The 25,410-nt window shown below is 71.8% G+C and carries 21 protein-coding genes; 15 read left to right on the forward strand and 6 right to left on the reverse strand.

Annotated elements, in window-relative coordinates:
• Nucleotides 1-10: 10 nt before the first annotated feature.
• Genes ACTWLT_RS10215 through ACTWLT_RS10225 form a run of 3 tightly spaced genes read right to left on the reverse strand, consistent with a single transcriptional unit; the run spans nucleotide 11 to nucleotide 3,329 of the window.
• Nucleotides 11-1,030 carry a D-alanine--D-alanine ligase family protein gene (locus ACTWLT_RS10215; protein ID WP_445318109.1) on the reverse strand — a complete coding sequence of 340 codons (1,020 nt, stop codon included), beginning with the start codon at nucleotides 1,028-1,030 and terminating at the stop codon, nucleotides 11-13.
• Nucleotides 1,027-2,169: an alanine racemase gene (alr, locus tag ACTWLT_RS10220; protein WP_445318110.1), complete on the reverse strand. Its 1,143-nt coding sequence runs from the start codon at nucleotides 2,167-2,169 to the stop codon at nucleotides 1,027-1,029. Before alr ends, ACTWLT_RS10215 begins: the two co-directional genes overlap by 4 nt.
• Nucleotides 2,166-3,329 (reverse strand): acyltransferase family protein, encoded by a 1,164-nt coding sequence (locus ACTWLT_RS10225; RefSeq protein ID WP_445318111.1) that lies wholly within the window; start codon nucleotides 3,327-3,329, stop codon nucleotides 2,166-2,168. The genes alr and ACTWLT_RS10225 overlap by 4 nt, the downstream gene beginning before the upstream one ends.
• A 141-nt stretch (nucleotides 3,330-3,470) precedes the next feature.
• On the opposite strand from ACTWLT_RS10225, the gene ACTWLT_RS10230 reads away from it, so the two are divergent.
• Complete coding sequence (locus tag ACTWLT_RS10230) at nucleotides 3,471-4,346, forward strand: LLM class F420-dependent oxidoreductase (RefSeq protein ID WP_445318112.1); 876 nt, start codon at nucleotides 3,471-3,473, stop codon at nucleotides 4,344-4,346.
• Between the two features lie 293 nt (nucleotides 4,347-4,639).
• Here ACTWLT_RS10230 and ACTWLT_RS10235 read toward each other — a convergent pair whose 3' ends face one another.
• The gene (locus tag ACTWLT_RS10235; RefSeq protein ID WP_445318113.1) at nucleotides 4,640-6,901 is read right to left on the reverse strand and encodes a catalase; all 2,262 of its coding nucleotides are present in this window, start codon (nucleotides 6,899-6,901) and stop codon (nucleotides 4,640-4,642) included.
• Between the two features lie 205 nt (nucleotides 6,902-7,106).
• On the opposite strand from ACTWLT_RS10235, the gene ACTWLT_RS10240 reads away from it, so the two are divergent.
• The 11 genes from ACTWLT_RS10240 to ACTWLT_RS10290 all read left to right on the forward strand — a co-directional run bounded on the left by ACTWLT_RS10240 (nucleotide 7,107) and on the right by ACTWLT_RS10290 (nucleotide 19,316).
• Nucleotides 7,107-8,006, forward strand: coding sequence for an alpha/beta hydrolase family protein (locus ACTWLT_RS10240; protein WP_445318114.1), 900 nt, complete (start codon nucleotides 7,107-7,109; stop codon nucleotides 8,004-8,006).
• A 138-nt stretch (nucleotides 8,007-8,144) separates the two neighbouring features.
• Nucleotides 8,145-8,930 (forward strand): ABC transporter ATP-binding protein, encoded by a 786-nt coding sequence (locus ACTWLT_RS10245; protein WP_445318115.1) that lies wholly within the window; start codon nucleotides 8,145-8,147, stop codon nucleotides 8,928-8,930.
• A gap of 120 nt (nucleotides 8,931-9,050) precedes the next feature.
• Nucleotides 9,051-9,773: an ABC transporter ATP-binding protein gene (locus ACTWLT_RS10250; RefSeq protein WP_445318116.1), complete on the forward strand. Its 723-nt coding sequence runs from the start codon at nucleotides 9,051-9,053 to the stop codon at nucleotides 9,771-9,773.
• A 30-nt stretch (nucleotides 9,774-9,803) separates the two neighbouring features.
• The gene (locus tag ACTWLT_RS10255; protein ID WP_252415312.1) at nucleotides 9,804-10,682 is read left to right on the forward strand and encodes a branched-chain amino acid ABC transporter permease; all 879 of its coding nucleotides are present in this window, start codon (nucleotides 9,804-9,806) and stop codon (nucleotides 10,680-10,682) included.
• Nucleotides 10,679-11,791 (forward strand): branched-chain amino acid ABC transporter permease, encoded by a 1,113-nt coding sequence (locus tag ACTWLT_RS10260; protein ID WP_445318117.1) that lies wholly within the window; start codon nucleotides 10,679-10,681, stop codon nucleotides 11,789-11,791. The genes ACTWLT_RS10255 and ACTWLT_RS10260 overlap by 4 nt, the downstream gene beginning before the upstream one ends.
• 82 nt (nucleotides 11,792-11,873) lie before the next feature.
• The gene (locus ACTWLT_RS10265) at nucleotides 11,874-13,160 is read left to right on the forward strand and encodes an ABC transporter substrate-binding protein (protein WP_445318118.1); all 1,287 of its coding nucleotides are present in this window, start codon (nucleotides 11,874-11,876) and stop codon (nucleotides 13,158-13,160) included.
• 155 nt (nucleotides 13,161-13,315) lie between these two features.
• Nucleotides 13,316-14,083 (forward strand): SDR family oxidoreductase, encoded by a 768-nt coding sequence (locus ACTWLT_RS10270; RefSeq protein WP_252415315.1) that lies wholly within the window; start codon nucleotides 13,316-13,318, stop codon nucleotides 14,081-14,083.
• A gap of 94 nt (nucleotides 14,084-14,177) precedes the next feature.
• Nucleotides 14,178-14,789, forward strand: coding sequence for a TetR/AcrR family transcriptional regulator (locus tag ACTWLT_RS10275; protein WP_445318119.1), 612 nt, complete (start codon nucleotides 14,178-14,180; stop codon nucleotides 14,787-14,789).
• A gap of 94 nt (nucleotides 14,790-14,883) precedes the next feature.
• Nucleotides 14,884-17,628 (forward strand): AAA family ATPase, encoded by a 2,745-nt coding sequence (locus ACTWLT_RS10280; protein ID WP_445318120.1) that lies wholly within the window; start codon nucleotides 14,884-14,886, stop codon nucleotides 17,626-17,628.
• Nucleotides 17,629-17,688: 60 nt separating this feature from the next.
• On the forward strand, nucleotides 17,689-18,837 hold the full coding sequence (locus ACTWLT_RS10285) for an acyl-CoA dehydrogenase family protein (protein ID WP_445318121.1): 1,149 nt from the start codon (nucleotides 17,689-17,691) through the stop codon (nucleotides 18,835-18,837).
• 14 nt (nucleotides 18,838-18,851) lie between these two features.
• On the forward strand, nucleotides 18,852-19,316 hold the full coding sequence (locus tag ACTWLT_RS10290; RefSeq protein ID WP_445318122.1) for a MaoC family dehydratase: 465 nt from the start codon (nucleotides 18,852-18,854) through the stop codon (nucleotides 19,314-19,316).
• Between the two features lie 18 nt (nucleotides 19,317-19,334).
• Here the strand turns inward: ACTWLT_RS10290 and ACTWLT_RS10295 are convergent, their stop codons facing one another.
• Both ACTWLT_RS10295 and ACTWLT_RS10300 read right to left on the reverse strand, forming a co-directional pair.
• Nucleotides 19,335-20,336, reverse strand: coding sequence for an acetylxylan esterase (locus ACTWLT_RS10295; protein WP_445318123.1), 1,002 nt, complete (start codon nucleotides 20,334-20,336; stop codon nucleotides 19,335-19,337).
• Nucleotides 20,337-20,351: 15 nt separating this feature from the next.
• Nucleotides 20,352-21,389: a LacI family DNA-binding transcriptional regulator gene (locus ACTWLT_RS10300; RefSeq protein WP_445318124.1), complete on the reverse strand. Its 1,038-nt coding sequence runs from the start codon at nucleotides 21,387-21,389 to the stop codon at nucleotides 20,352-20,354.
• A gap of 374 nt (nucleotides 21,390-21,763) precedes the next feature.
• On the opposite strand from ACTWLT_RS10300, the gene ACTWLT_RS10305 reads away from it, so the two are divergent.
• Genes ACTWLT_RS10305 through ACTWLT_RS10315 form a run of 3 tightly spaced genes read left to right on the forward strand, consistent with a single transcriptional unit; the run spans nucleotide 21,764 to nucleotide 25,352 of the window.
• The gene (locus ACTWLT_RS10305) at nucleotides 21,764-22,756 is read left to right on the forward strand and encodes an ABC transporter permease (RefSeq protein ID WP_252415322.1); all 993 of its coding nucleotides are present in this window, start codon (nucleotides 21,764-21,766) and stop codon (nucleotides 22,754-22,756) included.
• Nucleotides 22,753-23,661: a carbohydrate ABC transporter permease gene (locus tag ACTWLT_RS10310; RefSeq protein WP_445318125.1), complete on the forward strand. Its 909-nt coding sequence runs from the start codon at nucleotides 22,753-22,755 to the stop codon at nucleotides 23,659-23,661. Before ACTWLT_RS10305 ends, ACTWLT_RS10310 begins: the two co-directional genes overlap by 4 nt.
• Nucleotides 23,662-23,714: 53 nt before the next feature.
• Nucleotides 23,715-25,352 (forward strand): ABC transporter substrate-binding protein, encoded by a 1,638-nt coding sequence (locus ACTWLT_RS10315; RefSeq protein WP_445318126.1) that lies wholly within the window; start codon nucleotides 23,715-23,717, stop codon nucleotides 25,350-25,352.
• Nucleotides 25,353-25,410 lie beyond the last annotated feature (58 nt).

A 25,410-nucleotide genomic window follows, 5' to 3' on the forward strand; every position in this document is an offset into this window, starting at 1 on the left:
CGGCGGGCGTTCACACCAGGTCGACCGCGCGCGCCGGCCGGGGCAACCCGCCGGGGGACCGGCTCTGATCGGCCAGCGCGCCGGAGATCAGGATGTCGAGCAGGTCGCCGAACGCGACCCCGGCCTGTCGCCAGATCTGGGGGAACTGCGACGCGACGGTGAACCCGGGGAAGGTGTTGACCTCGTTCACGATGGGCTCGGCTGACCCCTCCGTGGGCAGGAAGAAGTCGACCCGGAGCAGCCCGCGGCAGTCGAGGGCGTGGAAGGCGCGGACCGCCCGGTCCTGGAGCACCTCGGTGGTGGCCTGGTCGAGCGGGGCGGGGATCTGGAAGACGGCCCCGCCGTCGTACTTGGCGTCGTAGTCGAAGAAGCCCGCGCCGGTCACCCGGATCTCCAGGGGCGGTCCGGCCTGCACCCGGCCGTCGGGATGCTGGAGGACGGCCACGTCGATCTCCCGTCCGCGCGCCCCCTGCTCGACCAGCACCTTCGGGTCGACCTCGCGGGCCTGCTCCAGCGCCGCCGGAAGTCGCTCCCAGTCGGTCACCTTGACGACGCCCAGGCTGGAGCCGGCCCGGGCCGGCTTGACGAAGACCGGCAGGCCCAGTCGTTGCTGGTCGGACGGGGACAGGTCCTCACCCGTCCGCAGGGTCACCCCGGGGCTGACCCGCAGGCCCTCGGCGGCGAGGAGCCTCTTGGTGACGCCCTTGTCCATGCCGGCCGCGCTGGCGAAGACGCCGTTGCCGACGTACGGCACACCGAGCCACTCCAGCAGCGACGCCACGGTGCCGTCCTCGCCGTACGGGCCGTGCAGGGCCGGGAACACCACGTCCTGGGCGCGCAGCACGCGCAGCGCCTGGGGGAGTGCGGCGGGGCGACCGTCGGCGTACCACTGGCCGTCCCGGCCGATGAGCACCTCGGTGACCTGGTACCGGTCGCGGTCCAGCCCCGCGAGGATGCTCACCGCCGAGCGGCGGGACACCTCGTGCTCGCCGCTCTGCCCGCCGTACAGCACTGCCAGTCGGGTTGTCATGAAACGTCCGCCCTTTCGTGAAGGTGGTCGCGGGCCACCCGGGGCCCGATACCGGTCAAGATCTCGTGCGGGTTGGTGCCGGCCCAGCGGGCCCACTCGGCGACCGTCGGTTGGGCCGGATCGCCCCCCTGCGGGCCGAACAGCACGACCGGGTCGCCGATCGCCACGGGAAGGTCGCCGGCGTCGACCACGCACTGGTCCATGGCGATGCGCCCGACGATCGGGCAGCGCCGGCCGCCGAGCCACACCGCGGCGTGGCCCTCGACGGCACGGGTCACGCCGTCGGCGTAGCCGAGCGGCAGCAGGGCCAGCGTGGTGGGCGCCGAGGTCACGTACTCCGGTCCGTAGGAGACGCCCGTGCCGGCCGGCACCCGCTTCACGTTGACCACGGTGGTGCGCAGCGTCATCGCGGCGCGCAGGCCGAACTCGTCGGGCGCGGCCCCGCCGAACGGGTCCACGCCGTACAGGGCGAGCCCGATCCGGCAGAGGTCGAAGCGGGTCCGGGGTGCCGACAGCGCGGCCGCCGAATTGGCCAGGTGGACCAGGTCGGGGTCGAGGCCGGCGGACCGGGCGTACCGCAACGCCTCCTCGAAGGTCGCCACCTGCCGGGCCAGCCCGGGGGTGCCCGGCACGTCGGCGTCGGTCAGGTGGGACCACACGCCGCGCACCCGGACCCCGCCTTCGCGCTCGTACTTCCGGGCCCAGTCGACCAGTTCGACCCAGTCGTCGCCGCCGGCTCCGTTGCGGGACAACCCGGTGTCGGCCTTGAGCTGCACCATCGCCGGTACACCGAGCCGGTGGGCCGCGTCGACGACCGCGTGCAGGTGGGTCGTCGTCGACAGGCCGAGGTCGACGCCAGCGTTGATCAATGTGGCGAAGTCGTCGTCCGGGCGGTGCAACCAGCTCAGCGTGGGTGCGGTGATGCCGGCGCCGCGCAGGGCCAACGCCTCGGACGCCGAGGTCACCCCCAGCCAACCAGCCCCGGCGCGCAGCGCGGCCCGGGCGACCGGCACCGCGCCGTGGCCGAACCCGTCCGCCTTCACCACCGCCATCAGCTCGGTGCCGGTGAGCGAGGCGATCGTCCGGACGTTGCTGGCGATCGCCCCGAGGTCGACCACCGCCTCGGCCAGCGCGCTCATCCGGTCGCCTCCACCCGGCGAGGTGCCGTCCGACGGTCGCCGGGGAGGGCGAACAGCCAGCGTGCGTGTGCCGCCAGCAACCCGCGGTGGATGGCCAGGCTGACGCCGATCACGAGCCCGGTCAGCAGGATCGGGTAGCCGAGCACGAGCAGGCCCTGGCCGACCTGGTCCAGCCCGGAGACGGGCCTGAGCAGCCGGTGCAGCAGAGCCAGGACCGGCATGTGGATGACGTAGATCGGCAACGTGATGCGGCCGAGGGTGGCGAGCCGGCCGCTGACGGCGGGCCACCGGCCCAACTGGGCGGCCGCGGTGACGCCGAAGGCGACCGCCACGACGGAGACCGCCGGCCACACGCCGAACCACCGCTGGGCGCCGAGCGCCGCCATCGCGGCCAGCGCGAGGACGTAGGCGCCCGAGGTCAGCACGAGCCGGCGTTGGGTGGCCGTCGCCGCCCACCACTCGATCCGCGGCCGCAGGTACAGGCCGGCGAGGAAGAAGATCAGGTTCTGGTACAGGCCGGCGCGGTTGCCCGGCGTGTCGAGCAGGCCGGCGGCGGCGACGGCGGACAGTGCCGCGGCCGGCACGAGGACCAGCACCCGGGGAGCCCGGCGCAGCACCTTGGCGACCGTGAAGTAGAGCGCCAGGGCGTAGAGGTACCAGAGGTTGGAGGGTGTGATGGTGAGCTGTTCCAGCAGACCGAGGGCGGATGTGGCGCGGTCGGTCGGGAAGTCCGGGGCCGCGGCGAGGACCGCGGTGTGGATCAGCAGCCAGACGGCGTACAGGTAGAGGAACCCGGCGATCCTGCTGCGGGCGACGACCCGCCAGGGCCGCTGGACGGCGTTCGCCGCGAAGACACCGGAGATGGTGAAGAACAGCGGCATCCGCAGCGGCAGGAACTGCTCGCCCACCGTCCCCCACAGGCCCGGCACCGGTACGCCGATGTGCCAGTCGATCTGCAGATAGTCCTTCACGACGACGTGCCACAGGACGACCAGGATGATGCAGACGCCCTTCGCGGCGTCCGCCCACTCCGCCCGGTGCGGCCGCCCGGAGGTGGGGGCGGCCCCGGTTGCCCGGTACCGGTGGCGGAAGCGCACGCGCGTCGCACCGGGTTCGCGCTCGGCGGGCCGGGAGTCGGTGGATGTCGGCTGTCGGATCACTCAGGAGAAGGTGTCAGGTGGATATCCCCACCTGATCCACGGATTGTCATGAACGGGTAATGGAAGTCGCCGGACGGCACCTGTCGCCAGAGCCCACCGGTGACGTCGGGGAGCACTAGGCTCGGCTCGGAGGTGGCGAGGATGAAGCTCGGGCTGCACTACTGGAGTTACTCGACCCCGGCCGAGGCGGCCGCGATCGCACCGACCCTGGCCGAGGCGGCCACCACGGCGGAGCAGGCGGGCGTCGCCTCCTTCACGGTGATGGACCACTTCTTCCAGATGGACGCGGTGGCCGCCGCCGAGGAGCCGATGCTGGAGGCGTACACGACGCTGGGGTTCGTCGCGGCGAAGACCCAGCGGATGACGCTGGGCGTGCTGGTCACCGGCGTCATGTACCGGTACCCGGGGCTGCTCGCCAAGACCGTGACCACGCTCGACGTGCTCTCCGGCGGCCGGGCACGGCTCGGCATCGGCGCCTCCTGGTACGAGCGGGAGCAGCGCGGCCTCGGCGTGCCCGTGGTGCCGGTGGCCGAGCGCTTCGAGCGGCTGGAGGAGACGCTGCGCATCTGCCTGCAGATGTGGAGCGACGACGACGGGCCGTTCGACGGCCGCCACTACCAGCTCGCCGAGACGATCAACTCGCCCCGGCCGTTGAGCCGTCCGCACCCGCCCATCATGATCGGCGGCGGCGGCGAGAAGAAGACGTTGCTGCTGGTGGCCCGGTACGCCGACGCCTGCAACCTGTTCGGCACGGGTGCCGGCGCCGGCGAGGTGGCGCGCAAGCTGGACGTGCTGCGCGGGCACTGCGCCGCCGAGGGCCGCGACTACGACACCATCGAGAAGACGGTGGTGGCGCACCGGTCGCCGTTGGCCGACGTCGACGCGTTCCTCGCAGAGGTGGCCGAGTACGCCGCGCTCGGCGTCAGCGAGGTGCAGGTGACGCCTGATCGGCACCCGGTGGAGTTCGCCCAGCGGCTCGGCGACGAGGTGCTGCCCCGGTTGGCCGACATCGGCTGATCCGATCGCGATGGCGCTACCATTGAAATGGGCAAATGGATGGTTGACCGTCGGTGCGCACCGCCGCCGGTTTCGAGCATCGGAATCAGTTCGCAGGGTCAAATGATCCGGGTCACACAAAGGCCGGCGCCGCCCGCTGGAAATTGCTATCGCGGCGGGGCGGAATGGGTCGAGTGTGGCCCGCGACCGGATGCTTCAGCGGGACATCGTCAAAAGTAGTCGCGACGGTGAGTCGCACACCAGGGGCTGCCCTCCGGCGAGCCGAGGACAGCCCCTGGTGAGTAGCTGCCGCGTCAGGCGACCGAGGCGGGGAACCGGTCCCACACGCGGTGCGCGGCCATCAGTTGCCGCACCGCGGTCAGTGCTTCGGGGCCGGAGCCGGCCGTGACGACGCCGGGAGTGCCGGCCACCCCCGCCTGCTCCAGCACCGTGACGCCGGCGCCCCAGGCGCCGATCGTCTTGGCGTGCCGCCAGCACTCCTCGACGAGGAGCAGCACGCGAGGATCCACGGTCACCGCCTTCGGACTACCCGCCTTGTCGTCGCGGGCGGGGATGGCATCCGGCGCGGGCACCGGCGCTCCGGCCAGCAGCACCGCGTCGAACTCGACCGACCGACCGGTGGCGAAGGTCCGCTGCACCGGCACGCCTCCCACCATCCCGCCGTGCGGGGCGATCAGCAGCGGCACCATGCCCGCGTCGAACACGGCCTGCCGGACCTCGTCGACGCCGTCCAGGTCGCCGTCGGGGTCGACGACGATCCCGACCATACGACCGTCGGTGGGCCACTCCCTGCCGACCTGCGACAACGCCGGGCTCGGCGCGACGTCGGCCAGGGGCACGGTCGGCTGCGGAGCGGGCAGGCCCAGACCGGCGGCGACCTGCTCGCACAGCACCGGGTCGATGTTGGCGAGGCACTGCAGCTGACGTTCCTTGATCGCCTGGTGGTAGCACTTGCCCAGCTCGAAGGTGTACGCGCGGATGATGTGTTCCCGCTCGACCGGCGACATGCTCAGCCAGAACAGGCGGACCTGGCTGAAGTGGTCGTCGAACGAGACCGGGTTGGCGCGTACCTTCGGCGCCTGCGCCACCGTCACCGGCACGTCGACGAACGCCTGCTCCCCGTCTCCGGCGGGGAAGGGGTTGCCGCCGTCGAGCGAGTTCGGCCGGTACGGTGCGACCCCCGCGTGGACGGCGTGCTGGTGGAAGCCGTCGCGCAGCATGTCGTTCACCGGGGCGTGCGGGCGGTTGATCGGGATCTGGGAGAAGTTCGGCCCGCCCAACCGCGTGAGCTGCGTGTCGACGTACGAGAACAACCGGCCCTGCAGCAGCGGGTCGTTGGTGACGTCGATGCCCGGCGGAAGGTGGCCGAGGTGGAAGGCGACCTGCTCGGTCTCGGCGAAGAAGTTCGTCGGCGTCCGGTGCAGGGTCAGCTTCCCGATGGGCTGCACCGCCGCCAGCTCCTCCGGCACGATCTTCGTCGGGTCCAGCAGGTCGATCCCGGCGAAGGTCTCCTCCGGAGTGTCCGGGAAGACCTGGATGCCGAGTTCCCACTCGGGGTACGCGCCGGCCTCGATCGCGTCGTAGAGATCACGGCGGTGGAAGTCCGGGTCGATGCCGCTGAGCATCTGGGCCTCCTCCCAGGTCAGGGAGTGCACGCCCAGCTTGGGCTTCCAGTGGAACTTGACGAGCGTCGTCTCGCCGGCCTCGTTGACGAGGCGGAAGGTGTGGACGCCGAAGCCCTCCATCGTCCGGTACGACCGGGGGATGCCCCGGTCGGACATGTTCCACATCGCGTGGTGCTGCGCCTCGGTGTGCAGGGAGACGAAGTCCCAGAAGGTGTCGTGCGCGCTCTGCGCCTGTGGGATCTCCCGGTCGGGATGCGGCTTGGCGGCGTGGATGATGTCGGGGAACTTGATGGCGTCCTGGATGAAGAAGACCGGCATGTTGTTGGCGACGAGGTCGAAGGTGCCCTCGTCGGTGTAGAACTTCGTCGCGAAGCCGCGGGTGTCGCGGACAGTGTCGGCCGAACCGCGCGAACCGAGCACGGTGGAGAACCGTACGAAGACCTCCGTCTCCCGCCCCTTCCTCAGGAAGCCGGCCCGGGTGACCCGCTCCGCGGTGCCGTACGCGGTGAACACGCCGTGCGCCCCGGCGCCGCGGGCGTGCACCACGCGCTCGGGGATGCGCTCGTGGTCGAAATGCGTGATCTTCTCGCGCAGGTGGTGGTCCTGCAGCAGGGTCGGACCGCGTGATCCGGCCTTGAGAGAGTGGTCCGTGTCGCGCAGCCGCGCCCCCTGCGACGTCGTGAGGAAGGCGCCCTGCTGGCCGTTGGCGGTCGTCGGCGCGCCGGTCTCCTCACCGGTCGGCGTGCGGGTCTGTGGAGCCCCCTGCTCTCCCTTCGGCGGCAACGGGCCGCGCGGCGTCGTCGGCTCCTCGACGGTCGGCGGGGCGCTGCCGGGCGCGCCGGGGACGTCCGGCGACAGGGCATCCGTGATCTTTTCTGAGGCGGTCTTCACGGCGTTCTTGACCGCCTTGGCGGGCGTGCTGGAATCCACTGACGAACCCCTCCATGGAGCGTGTGCGAGCAGGCCCAGAAATTCCTACCCCTGGTCAGGAGGCCAAAACACCGCCGCGTGACGTGGGGCCGACCCCGCGCGAGGACGTGGGCGGGCGGGACTGGTGATTTCACCGATGCGTGGGCCGGCGAAGAGGAAAAAACTGACGCACGTCGATATCCCTCGACCCTAGGGAGTGCCCGACGTGTCGTCACCAACCACCACCCGTCCCCGTTCCGTGGCAGCCCGAGCCGTGCGGCTCGCGCTGGCCGCCACCCTCGTCGCCGGCGGCGTCCTCGCCGGCTCCTCCGGCGCCGCGCAGGCGGCGAGCCCGTACGAGCGGGGCCCGAACCCCACCACCGCGATCCTGGAGGCCAGTCGCGGCCCGTTCGCCACGGCCTCGCAGAACGTGTCCTCGCTGAGCGTCACCGGCTTCGGCGGCGGCGTCATCTACTACCCGACCAGCACCAGCGAGGGCACCTTCGGCGCCGTCGCCATCTCGCCCGGCTACACCGCGGCCTGGTCCAGCATCAGCTGGCTCGGCCCCCGGCTCGCCTCACACGGCTTCGTGGTGATCGGCATCGAGACCAACAGCCGGTTCGACCAGCCGGACAGCCGTGGCCGGCAACTGCTCGCCGCACTGGACTACCTGGTCGAGCGCAGCTCGGTGCGTACCCGGATCGACGGCACCCGGCTCGCCGTGGCCGGCCACTCGATGGGCGGCGGCGGAAGCCTGGAGGCGGCGTCCGCCCGGCCGTCGTTGCAGGCCGCGGTGCCGCTGGCACCGTGGAACACGGACAAGAGCTGGTCCGAGCTGCGGGTGCCCACCCTGATCATCGGTGGCGAGAGCGACAGCGTCGCGCCGGTCTCGTCGCACTCGGAGCCGTTCTACAACAGCATTCCCTCCTCCGCGGAGAAGGCGTACCTGGAGCTGAACGGGGCGAGCCACTTCTTCCCGCAGTCGGTCAACACGCCGACCGCCCGGCAGATGGTGGCCTGGCTCAAGCGGTTCGTCGACGACGACACCCGCTACGAGCCGTTCCTCTGCCCCGGCCCGAGTGGACTGCAGATCGAGGAGTACCGCAACACCTGCCCCAGTTCCTGACCGCGAACCCGGGGCGGTCGCCGGTGGCGGCCGCCCCGCTTCGTGTGCCGGTGGGGAGGTATTGAAGGTCTTGACGCGGTACCCGAGAAACGTACACTGCGAGTGTAAATAACACCCGCCACGACAGAGGGATGGGTGATGGAGCGCGGCCTCGCATTGCACCACATCGGCGTACGTTTCGGTGGCCTCACCGCCCTCGACGACGTCTCTCTGCGGGTGTCACCCAACCGGGTGGTGGGCGTCATCGGGCCCAACGGCGCCGGCAAGACCACGGTGTTCAACGTGATCTGCGGTTTCGTCGCGCCGGAGACGGGTTCGCTCACCCTGGACGGCGCGCCCCTGCGGCCACGGCCGCACCGGCTGACGCGCCTCGGCATCGCCCGCACCCTGCAGGGCACCGGGCTCTTCGCCGGGCTCACCGTGCTGGAGAACGTCATGACCGGCGCCTCGCACACCGCGCGGGCCGGTTTCGTGCCGGCGCTGCTCGGCCTGCCCAGCAGCGACCGCGACGAGCGGCGGCTGCGCCAGCACGCGCTGGACATCCTGGACGACCTGGGCATCGCCGGGCACGCCGGGGCCGCGCCGGCCACACTGCCCTTCGCCGTACGGCAGCGGGTCGCCCTGGCCCGTGCGCTCGCCGCCCGACCCCGGCTGCTCCTGCTCGACGAACCCGCCGGTGGCCTCGGTGCCGACGACATCACCGAGTTGGCGGAGCTGATCCGGCAGCTTCCCCGACGGGACGCCGACCCCTGCGCGGTGCTGCTGGTGGAACACCACATGGATCTGGTGATGGCGGTCTGCGACGAGATCGTGGTTCTCGACTTCGGCCGGGTGATCGCCGCCGGCACACCGGACGAGATCCGCGACGACCCGGCGGTCACCGACGCCTACCTGGGAGCCACCATCGACGAGGCAGCCGCGTGAGCGCGAGGAGTGAGCCGGGTTTGCGAGCCCCGCAGTCGCGAACGAAAGGTGGCACGGCGTGAGCGCGAGGAGTGAGCCGGGCCTGCGAGCCCCGCAGTCGCGAACGAAAGGTGGCACCGCGTGAGCGCCGAGGATCTGCTCGTGGTGCGTGGTCTGGTGGCCGGCTATGGCGCCGCGCCCGTGCTGCAGGCCGTCGACCTCACCGTTCCGGCCGGCACCATCGCCGCGGTCGTCGGTGCCAACGGCGCCGGCAAGACCACCCTGCTGCGCGCGCTGTCCGGGATGATCCGTCCGGCCGCCGGGCAGGTGCTCCTCGCCGGGGAGGACCTGCGCGGAACGCCGGTGGAGAAGCTCGTCCGGCGGGGCATGGCGCACGTGCCGGAGGGCCGGGGCGTGATCAACGAGCTGACCGTCGACGAGAACCTGCGGCTCGGCGGGCTGTGGCGGCGCGACCGTGCCGACGCCGGCCGTGCGCTCACCGAGGTCTACGAGCTCTTCGAGCCGCTGGCGCGGCGCCGCCGGCACCTCGGCCACCAGCTCTCCGGTGGCGAGCGCCAGATGCTCGCGCTCGGCCGGGCGCTGGTCGCCCGACCGCGCCTGCTGCTGCTCGACGAGCCGTCACTCGGGCTGGCGCCGCGGGTGGTCGCGCGGACCATGGCCCTGCTCCGGCAACTGCGTGACCGTACCGGCCTGACGGTGCTGCTGGTCGAGCAGAACGTGCGCAGCGCACTCGCCGTCGCCGACCAGGGCGTCGTGATGGCCCTCGGCCAGGTGGTGATCGCCGCTCCGGCCGACAAGCTGCGTGACGACGTCGAGCTGCGGCACGCGTACCTCGGATTCTGACCACCACCTCGTCCCCAGGAGGGAGGACTGTTGGACCGCTTCGTCTTTCTCACCATCGACGGCCTTTCCCGGGGCGCGGTGTACGCCGCGTTCGCGCTCGCCCTGGTGCTCATCTGGCGGGCGGCACGGGTCGTCAACTTCGCGCAGGGGGCGATGGCCGTCGCCGCCGCGTACGTCGCCTACACCGTGTCCGCGCAGACCGGCTCGTACTGGCTCGGCTTCGTGGTGGCGATCGTCGCCGGGCTGCTGCTCGGCGCGCTGGTCGACCGCGCGGTGATGCGCTACGTCGACCACACCTCGCCGCTCAACCCGGTGATCGTCGCGCTCGGGCTGGTGCTGCTGATCCAGGCCGTCCTGGGCATGGTGTACGGCAGTGAGTTCCGCCCCGCCGAGGCGCCGTTCAGCCGCTCCGCTCTCACGGTGGGCGGGTTGGCCGTGCTCTCGCCGTACGACCTGTTCGTGTTCGCGACGATCGGGGTGGTGGTCGTCGGGCTGGCCTGGATCTTCGCGCGGACGGCGGTCGGGCTGCGGATGCGCGCGGCGGCGTTCGCCCCGGAGGTGTCCCGACTGCTCGGGGTCAACGTCGGCGGCATGCTGACTCTCGGCTGGGCGCTCGCCTCGGGTGTGGGCGCGCTGGCCGCCATGCTGGTCATCCCCACCGAGCTGGGCCTGCACCCGCACGCCATGGATCTGGTCTTCGTGTCGGCGTTCACCGCGGCGGTGGTCGGTGGCCTGGACAGTCCACCCGGGGCGGTGGTCGGCGGTCTGGTGGTGGGTCTGCTGCTCTCCTACGTCAGTGGTTACGCCGGCAGTGACCTCACGCCGCTGGCGGTGCTGGTCCTGCTGCTGGCGGTGCTGCTGGTCCGGCCCGGCGGGCTGTTCGCCCCGGTCGCGGCGAGGCGGGTGTGAGCGCCACCCGGGCGGCCGTGCCGCCGACGCAGCGGCCGGCCGACGCCGGCGACCGTCCGGTCGACCGGCGGCGTGGCTCGACCCTGCTGCGCCACCTCGCCATCATGCTCGCCGCCGGGCTGCTGCTGGTCGGGGTCAGTTACGCCGTCGAGCCGTTCCGCAACTTCCAGCTCGCCACGGTGGCGGCCTACCTCTGCGCCACCGCCGGGTTGACGGTCCTCACCGGGCTCAACGGCCAGCTCTCGCTCGGGCACGGCGCGTTGATGGCGACGGGTGCGTACACGGTGGCGTTCTGCCAGAACGCGTTCGCCGACCGGGGGATGACCGGCGGCTGGCTGCTGCCGCTCTCGCTCGGTGCGGCGGTGCTCGGCACGGTGGCGGTCGGCGCGGTCGTCGGCGTCGCGGCGGCGCGGCTGCGCGGTCCCTACCTGGCCGGGGTGACCCTGGCCGTGGCTGTCGTCGTGCCGGCGCTGGCCGTCACCTTCGACGGCGTCTTCAACGGTGAGCAGGGGCTGTCGGTGCCGGTGGAGCCGCCGCCGGTGTCGCTCGGGCCGTACTTCCCCTACGAGCGGTGGCAGCTCTGGCTCACCGGCGCGGCCACCCTGCTCGCCCTGCTGCTGCTGGCCAACCTGATCCGCAGCCGGTACGGGCGCACCTTCCGGGCGGTCCGCGACGACGAGGTGGCCGCGCGTCTGGCCGGCATCCACGTGGCCCGTACCCAGGTGCTGGCGTTCGTGGTCAGCGCCGCCACCGCGGGTCTCGGCGGCGCGCTGCTCGCGGTGCTGGCGCAGAGCGTCTCACCGGGCGCGTTCTCGCTGACCCTGTCGCTGTTCCTGCTGATGGCCGTGGTGATCGGCGGTCTCGGCCGCCTCACCGGCGCGCTGTGGGGCGCCGTCCTGCTGGTCGCCCTGCCCGATCTCACCCACTCCTTGACCGAGATGCTGACCCTCTCGCCCGCCGTGGCGCAGCGGATGGAGGGCAACCTCCCGCTGGCGATCTTCGGAATCACCCTGATCGTCGTCATGATCGCCGCGCCCGGTGGCGTGCAGGGTCTGCTGTCGCGTCTCGGCCGGGCGCTGCTGGCCCGGTGGTCGGCGCGGCGGTCCTGAGCTGTCCCGGTCCGGCTCCGGCCGGGCGTCCCACCACCACAGAAGTTCGACTGAACCGGACCGAGAAAGGTCGGTGTTTCCCATGCACCGTTCGGCACGACGCGGTCTCGCGATCGCCAGCACCATAGCCCTGCTGATCAGCGCCGCCGGTTGCAGCGGCGACGACGGTTCCGGTCCCGGCGGGGGATCGGTGCCCGGTGTCACCGACTCGGAGATCGTCGTCGGCACGCACATGCCGCTCACGGGCCCGGCCTCGGCCGGCTATTCCAAGATCGCTCCGGCGACGAAGGCGTACTTCGACTACGTCAACGCCAACGGCGGCGTACACGGGCGCAAGATCACTTACAAGATCATGGACGACGGCTACAACCCGGCGAACACCCAGCAGGTGGTTCGCCAGCTCGTCCTGCAGGACAAGGTCTTCGCCGTGCTCAACGGCCTCGGCACGCCGACGCACACCGGCGTGCTCGACTTCCTCAAGAGCAACCGCGTGCCGGACCTCTTCGTCGCCTCCGGCAGCCGTAGCTGGGACCAGCCGGACAAGTACCCGGGCACGTTCGGGTTCAACCCGGACTACACGGTCGAGGGCAAGATTCTGGCCACGTACGCGAAGGCGAACCTGGCCGGCCAGAAGGTCTGCTTCCTCGGCCAGGACGACGACTTCGGCCGGGACAGCCTGGTCGGCGTGGAGAAGGTGCTCGGCGCGACCGCCGTGGCGGTCAAGCAGACGTACGTCACCAGCAACACCAACGTGGCGCCGCAGATCGGCGCGTTCAAGGCGGCCGGCTGCCAGGTCGTCGTGCTCGCCACCGTGCCCGGCTTCACCGCGCTCTCCATCGGCACCGCGGCGCGGCTGGGCTTCAAGCCACAGTGGCTGGTCTCCAACGTCGGGGCCGATTACCCCACCCTGGCCAAGCAGCTCGGCACCGCCGCGCCGCTGCTGGAGGGCATGGTCGGCACCAACTACCTGCCCATGCAGAACGACACCGCGAACCCGTGGATCCAGCTCTTCGCGAAAATCAACAAGACGCACAACGGTGACGCGCCCTTCGACGGCAACACCGTCTACGGCATGTCGGTCGGCTACCTCTTCGTGCAGGTGCTGCTGGCCGCCGGCAAGGATCTCACCCGGGAGAAGGTCCTGCAGACCGTGCAGAAGGGCGGCTTCCAGGGTCCCGGGCTGGTGCCGCTGCGCTTCTCCGCGAACGACCACTCCGGCTACGGCGGGCAGCGGCTGAGCCGGGTGACCGGGGGTGTGCAGAGCTACTTCGGGCCGGCGTACGAGACCGACGAGGCGGACGGCCCGGTCAACGAGTACACGGCCACGCCGGTGACACCGCCGGCCAACGGGGTGCCGACCGTCTCCTGAGGACGGACGTACGGGCAGACGACCGGGCGCGGTCACGCGGCGAACCGCCGTGACCGTGCCCGGTCGTCCGGCTGCCTCGATCGCGGCGCGCGAGCCCGTTGGACGCGCATCCCGGACGTTGACCGGCGCCGATCGCCACTTCTACTATCTGCACTGTGAATGCATATTCGGGTCGCCTTGCCGATCGGGTCGCCATCGTCACCGGTGCCAGTAGGGGAATCGGTCTGGCCATCGCCCAGCGGTTGGTGGCCGAGGGCGCGCGGGTGGGCCTGACCGCCCGACGTCCGGAGGCGTTGGCCGAGGCGGTCGACGCCCTGGGCGGGCCCGCGTACGCCGTGGCCGTGCCCGGGCGCGCCGACGACGCCGAGCACCGGGCCGCCGCCGTGCGCGAGGTCAGCGCCGCGTTCGGGCCGGTGGACCTCCTGGTCAACAACACCGGCATCAACCCGGTGCACGGCCCGCTGGTCGGGCTGGACCTGGCGGCGGCGCGCAAGATCCTCGACGTCAACCTGGTCGCCGCGCTCGGCTGGGTGCAGGAGGTCTGCGCCGCCGGCATGGCCGACCGGGGTGGCTGCGTGGTCAACGTCTCGTCGGTGGCCGGGCTCGGCCCGTCACCCGGCATCGCCTTCTACGGGGTGAGCAAGGCAGCGCTCAACCACCTCACGGCCAGCCTCGCCGTGGAGCTGGGGCCGGCCGTCCGGGTCAACGCCGTCGCCCCCGGCGTGGTGAAGACCCGCTTCGCCGCCGCGCTCTACGAGGGCCGGGAGGAGGAGGTCGCCGCGCGGTATCCCCTCGGGCGGCTCGGCCTGCCGCAGGACGTGGCCGGCCTGGTCGCCTTCCTGGCATCCGCCGACGCCGCCTGGATCACCGGACAGACCATCGTGTGCGACGGCGGCGTCACGCTGACCGGTCGAGCCGGATGACGGCGCCCGTGGACGCCCGGATGACGCTGCTCGCGGCCTGTCTAGACTCTGCGGTGCGTCGGGGGGCGTCGTGGCGGTGAAGGGGCGGGGGCGGATGGGCGGGGTCGAGGTCCAGGGCCGGGTCGACGGACGGACCGCCCGAGCCGAGCGCACCCGTGCGGCGATCGTCGAGGCACACCTCGCGCTCATCTCCGAGGGCGACCTCCGGCCGACCGGGGAGCGCATCGCCGAGCGGGCCGGCATCTCGTTGCGGACGCTCTGGACCAACTTCAAGGACATGGAGACCCTCTTCGAGGCCAGTGGCGCGGAGGTGCTCCGCCAGCAGGACGCCGCCTACCGGCCGATCTCGCCGGCGCTGCCGTTGTCGAAGCGGGTCGACGCGTACTGCCGGCAACGGGCCCGGCTGCTCCAGCTCATCGCGCCGTCGGCGCGGGCCGCCCAGATGCGCGAGCCGGTCTCCGACCAGTTGCACCGCAACCGGCTCAAGCACATCGAACGCGTCCGGGACGAGGTGGAGGAGCTCTTCGCCGCCGAGCTGGCGCAGGCCGGGGCCGGGCGCGGCCAGCTGCTCAACGCGCTGGTCGCGGCGAGCATGTGGCCGGCCTGGTCGATGCTGCGTGACGGCCTGGGGCTGGGCGTGGATCAGGCCCGTGGGGTGATGGCGCGGACGGTCGGCGCCCTGCTGGCCGAGGTGCCGGCCGGCTGACACCGGCCCCTCACGCTGGTGGCCACCTCTTTCCATTCGGTTACCGATAGGTGACACTGAATGCATGGTTACTGCATCAAGAGTGCAAATAACCGTGCTGCGCGGCCGAGACGACGAGTGCCGGGCTGTCCGGAACCTGCTCGACGGCGTGACCGACGGTGGCGGTGCCCTGCTGCTGCACGGTGAGCCGGGGTCGGGCCGGACCGCGCTGGTCGCGTACGCCCACCGGTACGCCGGGCACTGCACCGTGCTCGCCGGCACCGGCCTGGCCGAGGAGGCCGCCCTGCCGTACGCCGGCCTGCAACGCCTGCTCGATCCGGTGCTCGACCGCGCCGCCGCACTGCCGGAGCAGCAGCGACACCTGCTGCGGCGGACGCTGTCCGGCGAGGGTTGTCCGGTCGACCGCCACCTGGCGCTGTCGATGGCGGTGCTCGGCCTGCTCGGCGCCGTCGCCCGGGACCGCCCACTGCTCGCCACCATGGACGACGTCGACCGCGGCGACCGGGAGACCACCCAGGTGCTGGCCTTCGTGGCCCGCCGGCTGCGGCACCTGCCGGTCGCCGTCCTGCTCACCGCGGACGTCACCACGACGGTCGACGGGATCCCGGCGCACCGGCTCCGGGCGCTGGACGAGCGGGAGAGCGTCGCCGTCCTCACCGACCGGTCGCCCGAGCGGCCCGCCGCGCCGGTCGCGGTCACGCTCGCCGCCGTCGGCGGCGGCAACCCGCAGGCCCTGGTGGACCTCGCCGACGTGCTCAGCCCCGAGCAGTGGCGGGGGGAGGATCCGCTGCCCACCGCGCCGCCGGCCGACGGTGCGCTGGGCCGCGCCTACCGGGCCAGGCTGGACCGGTTGCCGCCGGACAGTCGACGGACGCTGCTGCTCGCCGCGCTCGACGAGGACGGGGACCCGGGAACCCTGATGCGGGCGGCGGGAGCCGCCGGGACCACGGTCGAGGCGCTCGCCCCGGCCGAGGTCGCCGGCCTGGTCCGCGTCGAGCCGACCGGCGTCACGTTCCCGCAGCCGCTGGCCCGCGCGATGGTCGTGGCCAGCGCGCCGCTCGCCGAGCGTCGCGCGGCGCACCGGCTGCTCGCCGGCGTCCTCGATCCCGAGGGCCAGCGCCTGCGCCGGGCGATGCACCTCGCCGCCGCGACGGCGGCCACCGACCCGGCCCTGGCGGCCGAGCTGGAGCAGGCCGCGGCCGGTGGTCAGGGCGGCTGGGCCACCGCCTCGGCGGCGCTGTGCCGGGCCGCCGAACTCAGCGACCACCCCACCCGCGCCGCCGCCCGGCTGCTGGCCGCGGCCCGGTACGCCTGGGCCGGCGGCCAACCCGGTCAGGCCCGACTGCTGCTCGACCGCCTTCGCGCCGTCTCCGTGGACCCGGGCGTCCGCGGGCGGGCCGAGCTGCTGCGTGGCGAGCTGGAGTTGCGGTGCGACGACGCGTCGGGTGCGTCGATCACGTTGCTGGCCGCCGCCGGGGCCGTGGCCGGCAACGACCGTGCCCTTGCCCTTGCCGCGCTGGTGCGTGCCGGCGAGGCCGTCTGCTTCGCCGGAGACCAGTACCGGTACGCGGAGGTCGGGCGCCGGGCGTTGGCGTTGCGCTGCCCGAACGAGCCGCCGGCCACCGAGTTGATGGGCTCCCTGGTCGCCGGGGTGGCCGCGACCCTGCGCGGTGACCATGAACGGGCCGGCCCGGCGCTGCGCCGGGCCGTCGTGCTCGGTGGTCGGTTGACCGGGCCGGCGCTGACCCCCACCGCGCTCACCTGCGCGGCGGCGGCCGGCCTGGTGGTGGCCGTGGACGGGGCCGCGCACCGGCTCGCCGAACGCGCCGTCGGGCTGGCCCGGGAGCGGGGCGAGTTGTCCATGCTGTCCCGGGCACTGGAGCTGCGGGCGGTGGCCGAGTACTGGCTGGGCCGGCACGAGGCCGCGGCGGAGACGTCCCGGGACGGGCTGCGGGTCGCCCGCGCCACCGGGCAGGTCAACTGCGCCAACGTCCATCTGGGCATGCTCGCGGTGCTGGCCGCCATCCGCGCCGACCGGGGCGCCAGCCTGCGGTGGATCCGCGGGATCGGCGAGGCGCCGGCGCCGGGCAGCCGGCCGCATGCCCTCGCCGGGTGGGCGCTGGCGGTGCTCGACCTGGTCGACGGCCGACATGTCGAGGCTGCCGACCGACTGGCGTCGCTGGCGCGGCTCGGCACCGGCCGGGGGCAGGTCCTCGTCCAGGTGATGGCGACCCCGTACCTGGTGGAGGCGGCGGCCCACCTGGCGCACCGCCCTGCGGCGACCGCCGCGCTCGCCGTCTTCGACCGTTGGGCCAGCAGCACCGCGAGTCCACTGCGCCGGGCGCTCTCCGCCCGGTGTCACGCGCTGCTCGCGCCCCGGGGCAGTGCCGAGGCCGAGCGGGAGTTCCGGACCGCGCTGCGACTGCACCCGACGGAGGCTGGCACGTTCGAGCGGGCGCGTACCGAGCTGCTCTTCGGTCAGGAGCTGCGCCGCAGCCGGCGTCCGCGCGACGCCCGTGGGCACCTGCACCAGGCCCGCGAGACGTTCACCCTGCTCGGCGCGAGTTGTTGGGCCGAGCAGGCCACCGCGGAGCTGCGCGCGGCGGGGGAGTCGGTCGGCCCGCCGGATCTGCCCGCGGCGCGGCTGCTGACCGGTCAGCAACTGCGGATCGCCCAACTGGTCGCCGAGGGTGCCACCAACCGGGAGATCGCCGCCCGGATGTTCCTCTCCACCCGCACGGTCGACCACCACCTGCGCAACGTCTTCCACCGGCTCGGCATCCGGTCCCGCACCGAACTCGCCCGGGCGTTCGCCGCCGAGCTGATCTCCGACCGGTGACGGCCGGCGGCTCGTGGTCCGCCCTGGACGGCCAAAACTATCACCGCTAGTTTATTCCTCATGGAGCTCACCCTCTCCGCGGAACAGGCCGCGGTCCGCCAGCTCGCCGCGGAGTTCGCCGACCGGGAGCTGGTGCCCCACGCGGCGGCCTGGGATCGCCGCGAGTGGGTCGACCCCGACGTCGTGGGCATGCTCGGCGATCTGGGCTTCCTGGGGTTGACCATCGACGAGTCCGACGGCGGTTCCGGCGGCGACCACCTCGCGTACTGCCTCGTGCTGGAGGAACTGGGCCGGGGAGACTCGGCCGTGCGCGGCATCGTGTCGGTCTCGCTCGGCCTGGTCGCGAAGTCGATCGCCACACACGGGTCGGCCGAACAGCGGGCCGAGTGGCTGCCCCGGCTCTGCTCCGGTGCCGCGCTCGGTTGCTTCGCGCTGACCGAGCCGGACAGCGGCTCGGACGCCGCAGCGCTGCGGACCCGCGCGGTGCGCGACGGCGCCGACTGGCTGCTCACCGGCACGAAGACGTTCATCACCAACGGCACCACCGCCGACGTCGCTCTGGTCTTCGCCCGCACCGGTGGCCCCGGGCACCGGGGCATCACCGCGTTCCTGGTGCCCACCGGCAGCGCCGGGCTGACCCGGCGGGAGATCCACGGCAAGCTCGGCCTGCGCGGGCAGGCGACCGGAGAGCTGCGCTTCGACGAGGTGCGGGTGCCCGACACGGCGCGCCTCGGTGCCGAGGGCGCCGGGTTCCGGCTGGCGCTGGCCACCCTGGCCAAGGGCCGGATGTCCGTCGCCGCCGGCTGCGTCGGCATCGCCCAGGGGTGCCTGGACGCGGCCGTGGGCTACGCCGGGCAGCGGACCCAGTTCGGCAAGCCGATCGCCGGCCACCAACTCGTCCAGCAACTGCTCGCCGGCATCGCGGTGGACACCGCCGCGGCCCGGCTGCTGGTGTGGCAGGTGGCCGACCTGATCGACCGTGGCCGGCCGTTCGCCACCGAGGCGTCGATGGCCAAGCTCTTCGCCAGCGAGGCCGCCGTCCGGGCGGCCAACAACGCGGTCCAGGTCTTCGGGGGGTACGGCTACATCGACGAGTACCCGGTCGGCAAGTACCTGCGCGACGCCCGGGTCGCCACCCTCTACGAGGGCACCAGCCAGATACAGCAGCTCCTCATCGGACGTGCGCTCACCGGCGTCAACGCCTTCTAGCCCCAGGAGGACCAGTGCGAGTCTTCACCTCGTTCGACGAGCTGGCCGGCGCGGTCGGCGAGACCATCGGCCCCGGCCCGTGGCAGCGAATCGAGCAGAGCCGGGTCGATCTCTTCGCCGACGCCACCGACGACCACCAGTGGATCCACCTCGACCCGGTACGCGCCGCCGCCGGGCCTTTCGGGGGCACCATCGCGCACGGCTATCTGACCCTGTCGCTGCTCCCGGCGCTGGCGGGCCAGCTCTACCGGGTCGAGGGGGTGGCGATGGGGGTCAACTACGGGCTGAACCGGGTGCGCTTCCCCGCCCCTCTCCGGGTCGGCGCCGCCGTCCGGGCCACCGTCGTCATCGCCGACGTGTCCCCGGTCGACGGCGGGGTGCAGCTCGTCGCCGCGGTCACCGTGGAGAGCGACGGTGGCGGCAAGCCCGTCTGCGTCGCCGAGACCGTCAGCCGGCTCTACGGGGCTCCGGGACGATGACGGCGACCGGCCGCTCCGTCAGTCCTGGTCGGACGGGGAGGTCGGGCGGAGCAGCGAGCCGAGCCAGCGGAGCTGACGCCGTACGTGGAGGGCCTCACCGCCCTCGTGGCCGTTGAACGGGTAGACGTGCATCTCCCGGTGCGGTCGGCCCGTCGCGGCCCCGTACTGGTTGTAGGCGGCGAAGCCGGTGCTCGGCGGGCAGACGGTGTCGCGCAGGCCGAGCCCGAAGTGCGCCGGTGCCGTCGCCCGCCGGGCGAAGCTCACCCCGTCGACGTACGACAGTGTGCGCCGGACCATCGCCTCGGCCTCTCGGTGCACGGCCAGGTACCGGGCGATCTCGCCGTACGGCGACACATCGGTCGACCCGATGGCCCGCTGCACGTCGCAGAGGAACGGGGCGGTGGTCACCAGGGCCGCGAGGTCGCCGACGAGGCCGGCCACCGCGAGGGCGAGGCCACCACCCTGGCTGTTGCCGACCAGGGCGACCCGGCTCGCGTCGACGCCCGGCAGGGCCCGGGCCGCGTCGACGGCCCGCACCGCGTCGGTGATCAGACGGCGGTAGTGGTAGTCCCGCGGGTCGAGGATCCCCCAGGTGGCCGGCCACGGGCCGCCGGGAGCGCCGTGCCGGTCCGGGGTGTCACCGGCGCCGTACTGCCCCGCCTGACCCCGGTTGTCCATCAGCAGGTGCGCGTACCCGGCCACCGGCCAGGTGAGCCGCTCGTGCGGCAGGCCACGGCCGCGCCCGTAGCCGGCGTACTCGACCACGACGGGCAGCGGCGTGTGCACGTGCGCCGGTCGGGTGTACCAGGCGCGCACCGGGTCGCCGTCGAAGCCGGCGAACGTCACGTCCCAGGAGTCGAGCAGCCGTAGGTCGGTGGGCTCCGGACGGACCTCGATGAGCACCGGCGGGGCGGCCGCCTCGGCCAGGGTGTCGCTCCAGAACCGGTCGAAGTCGTCGGGCTCGACGACGGTGGGCGCGTACCGCTGGAGCTGTTCGAGGGACGCATCGGGGTGGGGCACGGAACCTCGCAGGGGTCAGCGCGGGTGGGCGGGAGGTGCGGTGCTCTCGCGGACGACCAGCTCGGTCACCAGGTCGATGCGGCTGCTCGCCGGCTCGACGCCCCGCGCCAGCCCCAGAAGCATCTGGGTGGCGATGCCGGCCATGTCGTGCAACGGCTGGTTGATCGTGGTGAGGGCGGGGTCGGTCCAGGCGGCGACCGGCAGGTTGTCGTACCCGATCACCGAGAGGTCCTCGGGCACCCGCAGGCCGCACTGGCGGGCGGCCCGGAGCACCCCCATGGCCTGGATGTCCGAGCCGGCGAAGATCGCGGTCGGCCGGTCCGGTCGGCGCAGCAGCCGCAGGCCGTGCTCGTGCCCCGCGCTCGCGGAGAAGCTGCCGTACCGGACCAGCTCCCGGTCGACCTCGACCCCGGCCTCGTCGTGGGCGGACTGGAAGCCGGCCGCCCGTGCCCGGCTGCACAGCACGTCCGGTGGGCCGGAGATGATCGCGATCCGCCGGTGCCCCAGCTCGAACAGGTGCCGGGTGGCGAGCAGGCCGCCGTTCCAGTTGTTGGACCCGACGGTGGGCACCGAGGCCGAGGTCGCGCTGTCGGTGTCGACGACGACGAACGGGATCCCCTGCCGTCGCAGGTGTTGCTGCTGGGCCTCGGCCAGGTGGCAGAGGACGAACACCACGCCCAGGGGCCGGTCGGTGAGCAGCGCGTCCAGCCACCGTGTCGACGGGCGGTGCGCGCCGTCGAGCTGGGAGACGGCGAGCCCGATCCCGGCGTCGCTGGTCACCGCCTCGACGCCGCGCAGGATCTCCATGGCCCATCCGGCGTCGAACTCGTGGAACACGAGGTCGACGCGGCCATGGCCGGACGAGGTCCTCCTGCCCCGGCGCTGGTACCGGTGGCGGTCGAGACTCGCCTCGACGCGGGCCCTCGTGTCGGGGGCGACATCGCCGCGTCCGTTGAGGACCTTGGACACCGTGGCGACCGATACGCCCACGTCGTTGGCGATCGTCGCGATGGTGGTGGAGGCGGGTGGGTCGAGCGGGCGGTGCTCTGTCATCGCGGCCTCGCGCAGCATCCGAAAGTTTCGGGAGACCCTAACACGATCTCGGGTTCGTGCGAGCCGGTGCGGCGACCGGGACAGCCGTCCCTGAGGCCGAACGCCCGTCGATGCGTCACGAGGCGCAGGATGCGCGGTTCGGGAGCGCAGGAGGGGTTGCCGGGAGTCGACGTGAGACCCTTGACACACCCAGTCGGTGCACTTAGGTTGCCGAAAAGGTTACGCGGGTTTCCGGAAAGTTTCGGATCGTGGACCGCTCGCCACGTACCTGGCCGCCGGAAGGGCGCGGGATGTGGCCGGAGCTAAGGGGTCTGGGGCATGAGAGATCAGGTGCCAGTCGGCAGCGGCGCGGCGGCCCGCGCCGGAGGCCGGGGATGACGGCCGAGACGTTGCGGCCGACGCCGCCGACACCGGAGCCCGTGCCGGCCGAGGCCGGCCCTCCCGGGCGGCGCGCGCCGGGCCGTCGGCGGACCTGGCGGCAGGCGCTGCGCCGGGACTGGCAGCTCTACTCGCTCGCCGTGCTGCCGCTGCTGTTCTTCCTGATCTTCCGGTACCTGCCGATGATCGGGAACATCATCGCGTTCCGGCGGTTCAAGCCGGGCGGCAGCATCTTCGGCGAGTACTGGGTCGGGCTGCGGTACTTCCGGATGTTCTTCACCGACCCGACGTTCTGGGAGGTCTTCACCAACACGCTGGTGCTCGGGACGTTGACCCTGCTGTTCTGCTTCCCGCTGCCCATCGTGCTGGCGCTGCTGCTCAACGAGGTGCGTGCCCGCCGGTTCAAGCGGTTCGTCCAGTCCGTGTCCTACCTGCCGCACTTCCTGTCGATCGTGATCGTGGCGGCGATGGTCATGCAGCTGACGTCGATCGACGGCACGGCCAACCAACTCGTCCGCCTGTTCGGCGGCGACGCGGTGGCGTTCCTGCAACAACCGGAGTGGTTCCGCACCATCTACGTCTCGTCCGAGGTCTGGCAGACCGTCGGCTGGGGCACGATCCTCTACCTCGCCGCCCTCACGACGATCGACGAGGACCTGTACGAGGCCGCCCGGATCGACGGCGCCAGCCGGCTTCGACAGACCTGGCACGTGACGTTGCCCGGTATCCGGCCGACGATGGTGACGCTGCTGATCCTCAACATCGGCAGCTTCATGGCGGTCGGGTTCGAGAAGATCCTGCTGCTCTACAACCCGCTGACGTACCCGACCGCGGACGTGATCTCCACCTACCTGTTCCGGATGGGCTTCCAGTCCAGCAACTTCAGCTACGCGGCCGCCATCGGCCTCTTCGAGGCGGTCATCGGGCTGGTCCTGGTCCTGTCGGCGAACCTCATCTCCCGTCGCACGGTAGGGACGAGCCTGTGGTGACCCTCGGTACGAGAAGAGACGCCCCGCAGACCCGTGGGCCGGTGGACAGCCGGGGTTACCGGATCTTCCGGGTGGTCAACACGGTCGTCCTGATCGGCGTCGTCATCGTGACGCTGTACCCGTTCCTCAACATCGTGGCCCGCTCGCTCAGCGAGGAGGCGTACATCATCGCGGGGAAGGTCAGCCTGGTCCCACGCGGCTTCGACCTGACCTCGTACAAGCTGGTGATGTCCGACTCGATGTTCTGGACGAACTACCGCAACACCATCGTGTACACGCTGGTCGCGACGCTCATCTCGATCGTCCTGACCACGTGTTACGCGTACGTGTTGTCGAAGCCGCACCTCAAGGGACGCGGCGTCCTCGTCGGCATCGCGCTGTTCACGATGTTCTTCTCCGGCGGCCTGATCCCCAACTACGTGCTGGTCACCAGCCTGGGGATGAAGAACACCATCTGGGCCGTGGTGATCCCCAACGCCATCAGCGTCTTCAACCTGCTGGTCATGAAGGCGTTCTTCGAGAGCCTGCCGACCGAGCTGGAGGAGGCCGCGGCGGTCGACGGCCTGAACACGTACGGCATCCTGCTGCGGATCGTGCTGCCGTTGTCGAAGGCGATCATCGCGACGATGGTGCTCTTCTACGCGGTCTCCTTCTGGAACTCGTGGTTCACCGCGTTCCTCTATTTCGACCGGCAGGACCTGCTCCCGGTCACCGTGTACCTGCGCAACCTCATCGCGGGCGCCACCAGCGCCGAGTCGGCCGCCGCCGACGCCGACAAGGTCCAGGCCGCCGCCACGCTCCAGGCCGTGACCGTCGTGCTCACCACCCTGCCCATCCTGGCGGTCTACCCCTTCGTCCAGCGGTACTTCGTCTCCGGCGTGATGCTCGGCGCCGTCAAGGGATGACGCCGGGGCCGCACCCCTCCACCTCGAAACCCCCACCACCGAAAGGACGAGCCATGCTCCACAAGACGTGGCGCCGCGTGGCGATGGCCACCGCGGGTCTGCTCGCGCTCACCCTCACCGCCGCCTGTTCCGAGGACCCCGGCGAGTCGACGGACCTGTCGGAGAACCGGGCCGGCGCGATGGCCGACTACGGCGTCGGCGACCAGTTCAAGGCGACCGAGACGCTGTCCTTCTCCACGCTCTACAACAACCACACGTTCTATCCGCTCAAGGAGGACTGGCTGTTCTGGTCGGAGCTGACCAAGCGGACCAACGTGAAGATCGAGCCCGTCGCCGTTCCGTTGAGCGACTACGAGCAGAAGCGCAGCCTGCTGATCGGCGCCGGGGACGCCCCGCTGATCATTCCGAAGACGTACCACCCGCAGGAGGACGCGTTCGTCTCCTCCGGAGCGATCCTCCCGGTGAGCGACTACCTGGACCTGATGCCCAACCTCAAGGACAAGATCACCAAGTGGAACCTCAAGCCGGAGATCGACAACCTGCGGCAGTCCGACGGTAAGTTCTACCTGCTGCCCGGGGTCCACGAGAAGCCCACGCAGGACTACACGGTGCTGGTGCGCACCGACATCCTCCAGGAGCTGGGCCTTGCGGTTCCGAAGACCTGGGACGAGCTGTACACGGTGCTCAAGGCGATGAAGGCGAAGTACCCGAACGTCTACCCGTACTCCGACCTGTTCAGCAAGCCCACGCCGACCGGCGCCCTGCTGAACATCCTCAGCGCTTCCTTCGGCACCCGGGCCGGCTGGGACTACCAGCACGCCAACTGGGACCCGACGGCCAAGAAGTTCACCTACACCGGCGGATCCGAGCAGTACAAGCAGATGCTCACGTACCTGCACAAGCTCGTGGCCGAGGGCCTGCTCGACCCGGAGAGCTTCACCCAGACCGACGACCAGGCGCGCCAGAAGCTCGCCAACGGTAAGTCCTTCGTGGTCACCGGCAACGCGCAGACCCTGGTCAACAACCACCGGCCCGACCTGGCCAAGACCCTGCCGAACGCGAAGATGGCCAAGATCCCGCTGCCGGTCGGCCCGGCCGGTGAGATCAACCCGTTCCCTCGTCTGGAGAACGGCATCATGATTTCCTCGAAGGCCCGGGAGAGCAAGAACTTCGTAGCGATGATGCAGTTCATCGACTGGCTGTGGTATTCCGACGCCGGCCAGGAGTTCGCCCGGTGGGGCGTGGAGGGGACGACCTTCACCAAGGACGCGTCCGGCAAGCGCACCGTCACCGCCGGCGTCGACGTCCTCGGGCTCAACCCGAAGGCCCCCAAGCACCTGCAGAAGGATTTCGGCTTCTACAACGGCGTCTTCGCCTACGGCGGCACCCCCGACCTGGTCCGTGGGTTCTTCTCCCCCGAGGAGCTGGAGTTCCAGAAGGTGATGGACGCCCGCAAGCCGAGGGAGGTGGCCCCGCCGTTCCCGTTCACCGATGAGGAACGCGAGCAGGTGTCGCTCTGGGAGACCCCGCTGAAGGACTTCGTCTCCCAGAACACGCTGAAGTTCGCCCTCGGTCAGCGGCCCCTGAGCGAATGGGACGCCTACCTGGCCGAGCTGAAGGCCAAGAACTCCGAGCAGTACATCGACATGGTCAACAAGGCGTACGAGCGCTTCCAGAAGAACAACGGCTGATCAGCGGGAAGTCCGGTCGGGCGGCGAACAGCGGCCCGGCCGGACCCCGGCGACCACC

Source organism: Micromonospora yongxingensis (assembly GCF_052601155.1).